The organism is Actinomadura sp. 7K507 (assembly GCF_004348425.1).
Lineage (GTDB): Bacteria > Actinomycetota > Actinomycetes > Streptosporangiales > Streptosporangiaceae > Spirillospora.
The window spans coordinates 1-9,952 of record NZ_SMKK01000299.1 but is presented as its reverse complement, the minus strand read 5'-3'; the positions used below and the strand labels follow the sequence as shown (position 1 = coordinate 9,952).

Genomic DNA, 9,952 nt, shown 5'->3' with positions numbered 1-9,952 from the left:
CCCCGAACGCGATCAGGGAGGCCAGCACGACGGGCACCACGAAGGCGCCGGCGACAACGCCGATGCGCTTACCCGGAGGGGCAGTACCCGGAGGGGCAGCCTCGTCCACCTCGTCTCCGGCAGCCCTGCCCCTGGGCTGCCCACGATGCCGACCGGTCACGGCACCGAAGCGTACCCACCGCGACCCCACCAGGCCTAGAGCCCCCACCTGTCCCATAAGCAGGAGCGCGCACCGCGCCCGTTCCCCTACTCTGTAGGTGCCGTCCGCTACGCTCTTGCCGCGAGCGACGACACGCCTCCGTAGCTCAGGGGATAGAGCACCGCTCTCCTAAAGCGGGTGTCGCAGGTTCGAATCCTGCCGGAGGCGCCTAGGTTGATCAGCCAAAACAAGCCCCTGGCCAGCGTGAACGCCGGTCAGGGGCTTGTTTGCTATGTGCGGTTGTGTGCGGCTGGATCCGGGCCTATGCGGTTGGCTGTCCCCAATGCGTCCCCACGGGGACGAGTGGCTCAGTCGGCGTCAAGGGCGTCGGTGATGCGCCGGCGCGCGGCCTCGTCCTGGCCGACGATGCACTTGGCGTAGACCCTCAAGAGGACTTCTACGCTGTGGCCCGCCCACTCGGCGACCTGGGGCGCCGGGACGCCCGCGTTGAGCCAGGTGGACACGCAAGCGTGTCGCAGGTCGTACGGGCGCGAGGCGAGCGGCGAGGCGTGCTCGTCGGCCGTCAGAGCCTTCTTGCGGGCGTTCCGCCACGCACGCCGGTAGGTGATGCTGGGCAGCTCTCCCCCGCGCACGCCGTAGAAGAGGCGACCGCCGGGAGCATCAGTGAACTCGGCCAAGTGGGCGCGCAGGATCCGGACCAGCACGGGCGGACAAGGCACGGTCCGCATATGACCGTCCGGGCGGTGTTTGAGGGCGCGTTCTTCGTACAGCGCGCCGTCATCGGTCCAGGCGCGGCCGGCGTACGGCGCGGCAACGCCAAAGTGGAGTTCTCCCCATGCGTCGGCGGGCTCTTCCATCTGACGACTGTCCGGGTTCCAGACGAGAGCGGGCAGGGTGATGTTCTCCCTACGCAGATTGCTCGCTTCCTCGGGACGTAGGGCGGCGTAGTACATGAGGGCGAAGAACGCCACGAGTCGTTGCCCGCTGGGTTCTTGTTTCCCTACTGCGGCCAGCAGCGCCCGTGCTTGACGGTGGTTGACGACGCTACGCCGGTCCACCTCGGAGGTACTCAGGAGCTTCGGCCACTTGAGCGCCTTGATGGGGTTCTCGGCCAGTAGGCCGAGTTCTACCGCGTAGTCCATCGCGTTGGACAGCAGCATTCGGTGTTTCCTGACCGTAGTCGCCGCGGCTCTCTTGCCGTTCAGCAACGAGGTACCAGCATCGACCAGAGCCCGCACGTTCGCCGGTTCCTGAAGTGAGGATACGGGCTTGGAGTTCTGCGCGAGCCACGCAAGGAGGACGGCCACGTCTTTCGGTGCGTTCGCGCGGTCTTTGGTGTTGAACGCCCACCGGTGCATGGCTGAACGCAACTGCCGGGCGTCCGGATTTCCTTGCTCCGTGGGGAGCATCGCCGGCGTGGCAGCGGTCAGCGCTCGCGCGATGTCTTGCCGGTACTTCGCTGCGGCACCCTTCCACTTCATGTCTACGTAGGCACATGCGAAGTCGTACCAGCTCATGTCGGCTTTCTCGCCTCGTTTCCACATGACGGGTTCGCCAGTGGCAAGGCTGAACGCTTCTCCGCTCCGGGCTGCTGTCACCAAAGCGCTTCGGAAGGCGTCGGCTTGAGCGAGGCGCTTGAACGATGCTTTCCAGCGTTCCCGGTCGGTCTTCCACTCCAGTCGGTAGGAGGTGACCTTACCGGCCTTGTTCTTACGCTCCTCGATGCTGTAGACCCTGACGTTGTACGTTGCTTCCTCCATTAGGCCGCTTCCTCCCGCTCATCCAGCCACCGGTTCAGTTCGCTACGCCGGACGAGCAATGAACCGTTGGGGAGCGTGATGCACCGCGGCGCGCGTCCCTTCGCGCGCCACTCATAGAAGGTGCGCCGACTGATGTGAAGTTCGGCGCAAACTTCCTTGATCGTGAGCTTTTCTGTCTGACGGGTTGCCGTTTTCACGGGCGACCTCGTTTCTGTAGCGCTGGAGCGGTCGAGCGGTTAGCGGGCTTCCGGCGGCGTGCTTGGTGGTTGTGCGCCGGTTCCGCAGAGGTCGGGGTGTACGAGGTAGGTGGGTGAGGGTCGGCGTCCGGGGCCGGTGCGTTCGGGGTCGGGTTGGCGGCGGATCCAGCCGTGTTGTTCGAGTAGGTCTAGGGGTGCTTCCAGGTCGGCGACTTTGGGGAATTTGCTGCGTGGGAGTTTGCTGAATAGTTGGCGGACGGTGAATTGCTCGGGCTTGGTGCGTTCGATCCAGGCGTGTATGGCGCGTGCGGCGTGTTGGTCGGGGTCGCTGCCCATGGCGTCGAATGCGGCGATTGCATGGGCGGTGAAGTATTCGCCGAGCCGTGCGGCGGCGCGCATCGTTTCTGCACTGATTGGGATGCGCCATCCGTCGTTGACGTGGGCGGCGAGATGCAGCAGTCCCGCGATGCGGGCGACGGCGCCGACGTATTTGCCTGCCCAGTCGGCGAGGTGGCCGAGGTCGCCGGTTTCGGGGTGTAGGCGGGGTTCGGTGCGGGTTTCCAGGGCGAGTAGTTCGGCGTCGGCTTCGGGGGTGAGTTGCAGCCGTGCGGGGTCGTCCCAGTCGTGCAGGGCGTTGACGAGGTTCTGCAGTTGGGTGTCGTAGTGGGAGACGACTTGTTCGGCTGGCGGGGGCGGGTTGATGCGGCGGCGGCCGATGTTGCTTTCCGGGAGCGCGTAAAGCAACCGCCCGAGTAGTCCTTTGCCGCGGAATCCCGGCATGGCGGCGATGTCGGTGATGACTTCGGGTTGTACGGCCAGTCCGAGGGTGAGGGCGGCGTGTTCAACGTGTTCGGTGCGGCCTTGGCGGTCGACGCGCAGCATGTCACCGGCGTGGCCTTTCAAGAACACGTCCATGTTGGGGGTGGAGGAGTAGCGGCCGGCGACGGTGGCGAAGATGCCGCCCTCGGCGGATAGCACGGCGAGGCGTCCGCCTTGTTCGGCCAGCAGTGAGGCGGCCTTTTCCGGGGTGATGTCGTCGGCGACCAGCCGCGGTAGGACGGGCACTTTGATGGCGTCGAGGGTCATGGCGGCATCGGTGGCGTTGGCCAGCGCGTCAGGGTCTCCACCGGGGGTGCCGGATCCGGCGGCGACGCCGGCGGCTTTCTCGGCGGCGGCCTTGGCGACGCGGCGGGCTAGTTCGGCTTCGATGATGTGCGGTTGGGTGCGTTCGGCCAGGTGGCGTTCGGCGTTGAGGAGGGGTTGGGTCATGGCGCGGAACACGGCGGATTTGCGGGATCCGGGCGGCATGGCCACGACGGTGAAGATGTTGACCGGTTCTATCCAGGTGCCGCGCACGTTGACGATGGCGCGGCCGCCGACGGCGGTCGACAGCGCGGCCAGGGCGAGGCAGCCGGATAGGTCGATCGGGGTTTGGGTGAACTCGGCGACGGCGGTCACGTGGTCGGCGACCCATGCGGGGAGCGCGTCGGCGGGGTAGGCGGGCAGGCGTTGCCGGGCGCCGAGGGGAACGGGAGCGTCCCACGCGGGCGCGGGCTGGCCGTGGAGTTGGGCGAGGCGTTCGCCAGCGTCGGCGGCGGCCAGGATGCTGTCAGCGTGGGTCATGCGGCGCTCCCGCGGGGTTTGCGGGCGCCGGAGCGCATGCCGCTGGTGATGGTGGCCTCGCATTCGCGTGCGGTCAGGCCGATGGTGTGGCCGGCGGCGGTCAGGCAGTCATAGACGAGTCCCTCGGGCAGGGCGCCGGCGGCGGCCAGCTGGCCGAGGGCGAACGCTGCGGCGTTGAGGGTGTGGTTTCGGGTGCCGGGTTGGGCGTCCAGGACGTATTGCACCTCGGCGCGCAGCGCGGCGCCGGCGTATCCGGCGGCGTGCGGGCCGTCGAGGGTGGGCATCCTCGCCGGCGCCGTCGAGGGACGCTCGTCCTCGGCTAGGAGCGTGGCCAGCCATGGCGGGAGAGGGGCGGGGTCGATGTCGTAGGCGGTGACGTAGGCGCCGGCGTCGTCGAGGGTGCTGCCGGCGGCGACGACGTAGCCGCCGTGGGCGCGGGTGTCGACCAGCCACCCCAACCGGGCGGCGGTGTTGCGTAGCCGCACGCCGGGCGGGGCGGTGAAGTACAGATGCGTTCCGCCGGACGGGGTGCGCACGGTGTGGGTCTCGTAGGGGAAGGGCTGGCCGTGCCGCTCGCACAGCACGGCCAGCACGTCGGCGCCGTCGTTGACGCCGGGCATGTCCCACTCGGGCGGCGGCATCTTGCCGGGCTTGGGTCGGTCGAGGTCGACCACCACCAGGTTGGAGGGGCCGCACGCAATCCCGATGTTGTAAGGGGCGTGGTGCCAGCACCGCCAGATACGCGCCCGGTCGGAGGCGGTCGCGCGGCGCTCCCAGTCGTTGCGCAGCGCGGGCCGCTTGTCACCGGGGCGCAGCGGGAACACGTGCCAGCCGTGGGCGGCGTGCGCGAGCGCGGTCACCATGAGTCCGGGGCCGTCGCCGGCGTCGCTGCCCTCGGCGCTGCTGGCGTCCGGGGTGCCGGTCGGGTGGCAGGGCGGCGCCGGCTGTCCGTCGTAGTCGGTGACGTGCGTGCCGTCCGGTAGGCGCCACTCGGTGAACCACCGTTGCTCGTAAGGGGCGGGGCGTTTCTGGGCGTGGGTGCCGCACCGGGCGCAGACGGCGTTGTGGGCGTCGTGGCGCTGCCAGGCGTGCCGGATCTGGGCGGTCATGCGGCGGTCCTCTCCGATGGCGTGTCGGCGGTGATCCGGTCGACCAGCGCGGCCAGGGCGGCGGCGCCCTGGGTGGGGACGACGCCGTTGCCGAGCAGGGTGAGTTGCTGGTTGTGGGACAGGCCGGGGACGTCGGTGACCCATCCGCCTGGCAGGCCCATGAGCCACTCGACGAAGCGGGGGCTCAGCCGGTGGGCTCGGTCGCGGCCGGTGGGTTCAGTGGGAGGAGGAGCTGTCCGGCCGGTGAGGTGCTCCCACCGGCCGATGGCGGGGGCGTAAGGTCCCCAGACAGCACGGTCGGCAGTGACGGGCCGCCGGTCCGGGATGGCAGGTCGCGGCCCTTGCCGTCCCGAGCTGCCGGGGTTGGAAGGAGGTGTTCCACCTCGTCGGCGAGCGTCGGGCCGTGCCCTCCCGCTTTGCGCTTGGCCGGGTGCTGGCTGCCGCCGTTGACCGCCAGTTGCGCGGTGGGGGTCTTCAGCAAGCAGGAACCAGCGGTTGCGGGTGTGCGGGGCGCCGACGTCGGAAGCGCGTACACATGCCCATTCCGCAGTGAGCCCGAGGGCGGCAAGGTCGGACAGGACGACGTCGAGTCCGGGACGCCGGGCAACGATGGCTGCGACGTTCTCCAGGATGAGGTAGCGGGGTCGTAGGACGCCCACGGCGTCGGCGATGAGGTGCCAGAGTCCACTACGGGTCCCTTCACGGATACCGGCGCCACGGCCGGCGTAGGACAGGTCTTGGCAGGGGAACCCGGCGCACAGCACGTCCACCCGCGGCACCTGGCCGAAGTCGACGGCGGTCAGGTCGCCGAGGTTGGGCACGTCCGGGAACCGGTGGGCCAGCACGGCGGCGGCGCCGGGGGCGGGGTCGGCGACCCACACCGGATGGACGTCGAGCACCTCGGCGGCGGCTAGGTCCAACCCGCCGTACCCCGTGCACAGCGAACCGAGTGACAATCGCGTGCCATATCCGGCCGGAAGCGCGACGCGAGCACCGGTGCGGGTCATGATGGGTGTACCTCCATATCGCGGGCCTCGTTGGGGCACGTGAGCGGTTGGGGTAGGGCGGTCCGGCGGCGTGCTTGGTGGCTTGTGCGCCGGGCCGCCCGTCTCGTCTTCTGGGGCGAGGGTGCGGCGCCTGTCGGCGCCGGTCGAGTTACTTGCGGCGGTCGCGGTCGATGCCCTTGAGGTGGGTCCAGACGCGGCGGCCGGGGCGGAGTTGGGCGCCGCGCCCGCTACAGCGGTTGCAGTAGCGCCAGGCGCGGCCGGACGGGGAGCGGAACCGCCCAGCGCCTTGGCATTTAGGGCAGGCCCGATACGGCCAGATGACGCAGTGGAGCAGGTAGCCGGCGGCGGCGAGGACGGCGAGCAGGATCCACATGCCGGATGGGTGGGTGGTGTCGCTAGCGGCGGCGATCAGGGGGCTCACAGATGCCTCCCAGGGCGGTTTCCGGGGTTGTCGCAGGTGGGGTGTCTAGGCGCTAGATCACTGGTCAGGTGACCGATGGGTGTCTAGAGGGGTCTCTAGGTCTAGAGGTGGTGGCCTCTAGACCTAGAGGCGCGGCGGCGGTCTACGGGTCGGTGCGGCGGGTGGCGTTGAGGGCGTCGGTGACGTGGTCGCGGTGGACGCCCTTGAGGTTGCGGCCCTTGCCGGTTTCGTCCTGTCCCCAAACCTGCGGGGTGCCGATGCCGTAGGGCTTGAGCGCGGCGGCGAGTTGCTTGGCCTTGCCGATGCCGTCGAGGTCGACCCACGGGCCATAGGCGGCCGGGCGAAGTTCGGCGAGGCGGCCAACCAGCACCTGCGAGTGCACCTTGGCCTCGCCGGGTGCCATGACGGCGGCGAGGTCTTCCAGCAGGGACGCGCCCTCGTCGGCGTCGGGGGCGGTGTCCTCGCCGATGGCGTAGCCGGTCAGGGTGCCGGCGGCCTTGCGCAGCGCGCGGGCGTGGTCGGCGATGCGGTCGGCGGCCGGGTTGTCGATGTAGTAGCCGCGGACGATTTGCGGGTCGTCTGCCTCGCCGGCGAGGTAGCCGATGCCCTTGTCCTTCTTGGTGAAGGTGGTGGCGCGGATCCCGTTCTTGTACATTGAGGTGCCAAGGATCATGTCGTTCTCGGTCTGGCCCATGACCTTCAGGCAGAACCGCAGCCCCACGTTCGCCGAGACACCGGTCGGCAACGAGTCCTTGTCGGGCCGCTGGGTGGCCAGCAGCAGGATCACGCCCAGGGCGCGGCCGAGTTTGATGATGTCGATGGCCAGCCGCGCGGCCTCGTCGCCGTAGTCAGGGTGGGCAAACAGGTTCTGGCACTCGTCCAGGACGAACACCGACGGGTACAGCCGCAGCGACCGCTTGGCGGCCAGGTCCGGGGTGACCTTGTTCTCCGGGCAGATGTCCTTGGGCAGCTTGCGGATCGTCTTGGCGCGGCGTTCCAGGTCCTTGCGGACCTCGCGGAGCGCTTCCAGGGCCGCGGCGAGGGTCTCGTCATCCTGCCCGGATCCGTACTGGTGGGCGACCTTCTCCATGGCCGACAGGTCACCAGTGCCCTTGAGTTCGTACACACGCAATTCGGCGGACGGGTCCAGGGCGGCGGCCAGGGCGAGCACGCGCAGCGCGAACGTTTTGCCCATGCCGGGCATCGCGCCGAACAGCGCGTTGGCGTACATCAGTTCGACAGTGATGGGGCGTCCGCGCTGGTCGGTGCCGAACGGGACCGCCTTGAACAGATCCACGCGGGCGGCGGCCTTGGCCAGCGGGCCGGCGTTCGGCTTGACCTGGTTCATGTCCTGGTCACCGACCCACAGCACGAGCCGTCCGGCGTGCTGGTCGTGGGCGGGTTCGGGCCACACGCAGCCCAGGGGGCGGCGTAGGCCGGAGGCGAGGCGGTCGCGGCGTTCCATGATGTCGGTCGCGGTGACGCCGTACGGTAGGTCGACCTCGGCGCGCCAGCCGGGGCCGTCACGGGTGATCGGCGCGGGGAAGGTGATCCCGGAACCGCCCTTGCCGACCGTCTTGTTGATCTCGGCATTGCCGAGCGCGGCCAGCGCCCGCACCACGATTTCCGAGGTGAGTTTGGGTGCCTTGGTCGACACGACGGCGGTGTCCAGGACGCTGCGGTCGGTGGGGGTGCCGATCCACCCCAGCAGGAACACCAGCGCGGCCAGCACCGCGGTTTGGGTGACGCCACCGGCGGCGGCCACCGACGCGGCGGCCAGCCCGCCGCCGACCACACCGGCGCCGGTGACGAACATGCGGGCGCGGACGCGGTCGTTGCGCTCGCTCATGAGCTTCAAGTACGACTCGTCGTTGCGGCGGTCGATGGCGTGTGTGCGCAGCGGCCGGGCGTCGAGGTCGAACGTCCACCGCCACGCGCCCGCGGTCACCCGGTACAGCCCACGCGGTGACCGCAGCGCGAGGCGCAGCGAGTACAGCGGGATTCGGGCGGTGTGGTAGCCGGTGACGTGTCCGGCGTACCCGACCGCCCACCGCACCGTGGCACGCGCCTCGTCACGGTCACGCAGCCACGGCGCGATGATCGGGCGACGCTTGGCACGCTCGCTGGCGGTCCGGTGGGCGCGCACGTCCGGGCGGTAGGTGTCGGGGCCGTCCACCAACACGCGACCCTCAAGCGCGTCCCCGTCGTCCTCGGGACCGTCGCCGGACGGGTCCGGGCCGGGCGCGGGCGGGTCGGTCGGCGGGACACCGGCGCCAGCGTCGCCGGGCGCGGGCGGAGCGTCGAGGTCGGGTGCCGGGTCGGCGGCGTGGTCGGCGTGGCGGACGGGGAGGCGGACGACTTCGCCCATGGCCTTGGCGTGGTTCATGAGTGGGTGTCTCCCTTGGCGGACGGCGCGGCGGCGGTGGGGTCGGTGGGGGCTTCGGTCTTGAGGCGGGCCAGCAGGGCGCCGACGCGGGCGTTACCGGCGGTCTGTCCGGCGGTCCGCAGCCGGGCGGCCAGGGTGTTGCGGGTCAAGGGTTCGCCGGTCGCGGTCAGGTCGGCGGCGATGCTCCAAGCCAGCGGCATGAGGTCTTCCACGTCCGGCGGCGGCGCGGTCTTGCCGGTCTTACTGGTCCGGGACGGGCGGGCGGACCGTCCACCGGGACCGCTCCCCCGCTTGGGTGCCGCGGTCGGCTTGCGGGTCCGGGACGGCGCGGTGGACGGTCCACCGGCCGGTGGGGTGGACGGTCCGGACTCCAGTGCCGGACGGTCCACCGGTGCGACGCTCGGACCGTCCATCCCCGGTCCGGCGGACGGGACAGCGGTCACCTGCGCGGCGGGTCCGGTGGACGGTGTGCCCTCGGCGAGGTCGCCGAGCCGGTACAGGGCGCGGACGCGGCGGGGCGCGCGGCGGCGCCATGCCCACCGGCCGTAGGTGTCCTGTAGGTCGGTCAGCGCCAGGACGCGGGCGCGTTCACGGGCCAGCGCATCGGGGTAGGAGCGGATCTCCCACAGCACCATCCGGCGCCACAGCTTGAGCGTGGGCCACGGGGCCAGGATCCACCGCGAGGTGCGGATGCCGTCCATGCGGGTTCCGGCGTGGATACCGGCGCGGACCTTGACCACGTGCGCGGCGATCTCCACCGCAACCACCCACAGCGCCGGCAGCATCGCGTGTGCGATGCGGCCGAACACGGTCGACTCCTGGGCGACGTTGAGGTAGACGGTCGCGGCGGTCAGCGCCCACGGGATGAACCGCAGCCACCGCACCCGCATGTCCAGGCGGGCAAGGACGATGTCGAGGGCGGCGAAGATCGCAATGCCCAGGTCGATACCGATCGGCACCGACCACGCCAGCCTCCCGAACGACGGCCGGGCGGCATCGGCGACCGCGGTGAAGCTGTTGACGAACCCCAGCAGCCCCAGCACCGTCACCAGCGCGGCCACCACGGCGACCGCGGTGAACTCGTTACTGGTCAGCGCACGCCCCTGTGACGCGGCGCCCTCGGCGGTGTCACGCGTGGCGGTCGCGTCGGTCGCCGGGTCGGTGGGGGGCTCGTTGGGGGGCGTCAGCGGTCGGAGCGGGACGGCGGCGGGTTCGGCGGCGTGCGGGTTGGTGGCCTGTGCGCCGAGGGTCGCCGGTGCGTGGAACGGTGTGGCGGTCATGGGGTGTGC

General features: G+C 70.4%; 8 protein-coding genes and 1 tRNA gene. 1 reads left to right on the top strand and 8 read right to left on the bottom strand.

All coding sequences use genetic code 11. From position 1 onward, the window contains the following. Positions 1-294 precede the first annotated feature (294 nt). A tRNA-Arg gene (locus E1285_RS40010) sits at positions 295-367 on the top strand. A 140-nt stretch (positions 368-507) separates the two neighbouring features. Here E1285_RS40010 and E1285_RS40005 read toward each other — a convergent pair. The 8 genes from E1285_RS40005 to E1285_RS39970 form a co-directional block, all read right to left on the bottom strand. Beyond that, positions 508-1,920, bottom strand: a complete 1,413-nt coding sequence (locus E1285_RS40005) for a tyrosine-type recombinase/integrase (RefSeq protein WP_132159813.1) — start codon at positions 1,918-1,920, stop codon at positions 508-510. Further along, positions 1,920-2,117, bottom strand: coding sequence for a helix-turn-helix domain-containing protein (locus E1285_RS40000; protein ID WP_132159812.1), 198 nt, complete (start codon positions 2,115-2,117; stop codon positions 1,920-1,922). Before E1285_RS40000 ends, E1285_RS40005 begins: the two co-directional genes overlap by 1 nt. A gap of 39 nt (positions 2,118-2,156) precedes the next feature. Then, complete coding sequence (locus E1285_RS39995; protein WP_207947168.1) at positions 2,157-3,740, bottom strand: YfjI family protein; 1,584 nt, start codon at positions 3,738-3,740, stop codon at positions 2,157-2,159. After that, positions 3,737-4,849 (bottom strand): bifunctional DNA primase/polymerase, encoded by a 1,113-nt coding sequence (locus E1285_RS39990; protein ID WP_243723383.1) that lies wholly within the window; start codon positions 4,847-4,849, stop codon positions 3,737-3,739. Before E1285_RS39990 ends, E1285_RS39995 begins: the two co-directional genes overlap by 4 nt. Beyond that, on the bottom strand, positions 4,846-5,856 hold the full coding sequence (locus E1285_RS39985) for a DNA cytosine methyltransferase (protein ID WP_132159810.1): 1,011 nt from the start codon (positions 5,854-5,856) through the stop codon (positions 4,846-4,848). Before E1285_RS39985 ends, E1285_RS39990 begins: the two co-directional genes overlap by 4 nt. A gap of 148 nt (positions 5,857-6,004) precedes the next feature. Beyond that, on the bottom strand, positions 6,005-6,277 hold the full coding sequence (locus tag E1285_RS39980; RefSeq protein WP_132159809.1) for a hypothetical protein: 273 nt from the start codon (positions 6,275-6,277) through the stop codon (positions 6,005-6,007). Between the two features lie 142 nt (positions 6,278-6,419). Beyond that, the gene (locus E1285_RS39975; RefSeq protein ID WP_243723382.1) at positions 6,420-8,663 is read right to left on the bottom strand and encodes an FtsK/SpoIIIE domain-containing protein; all 2,244 of its coding nucleotides are present in this window, start codon (positions 8,661-8,663) and stop codon (positions 6,420-6,422) included. Continuing rightward, positions 8,660-9,952, bottom strand: a 1,293-nt coding sequence (locus tag E1285_RS39970; RefSeq protein ID WP_132159808.1) for a DUF2637 domain-containing protein, incomplete at its 5' end; no start/stop codon positions are given. The genes E1285_RS39970 and E1285_RS39975, both read right to left, overlap by 4 nt.

What these genes read in the sequence shown, in the direction of transcription:
- E1285_RS39975 (WP_243723382.1), bottom strand. Translation starts at nt 8,663, where the DNA reads ATGAACCACGCCAAGGCCATGGGCGAAGTCGTCCGCCTCCCCGTCCGC.
- E1285_RS39995 (WP_207947168.1), bottom strand. Translation starts at nt 3,740, where the DNA reads ATGACCCACGCTGACAGCATCCTGGCCGCCGCCGACGCTGGCGAACGC.
- E1285_RS39990 (WP_243723383.1), bottom strand. Translation starts at nt 4,849, where the DNA reads ATGACCGCCCAGATCCGGCACGCCTGGCAGCGCCACGACGCCCACAAC.
- E1285_RS39985 (WP_132159810.1), bottom strand. Translation starts at nt 5,856, where the DNA reads ATGACCCGCACCGGTGCTCGCGTCGCGCTTCCGGCCGGATATGGCACG.
- E1285_RS40005 (WP_132159813.1), bottom strand. Translation starts at nt 1,920, where the DNA reads ATGGAGGAAGCAACGTACAACGTCAGGGTCTACAGCATCGAGGAGCGT.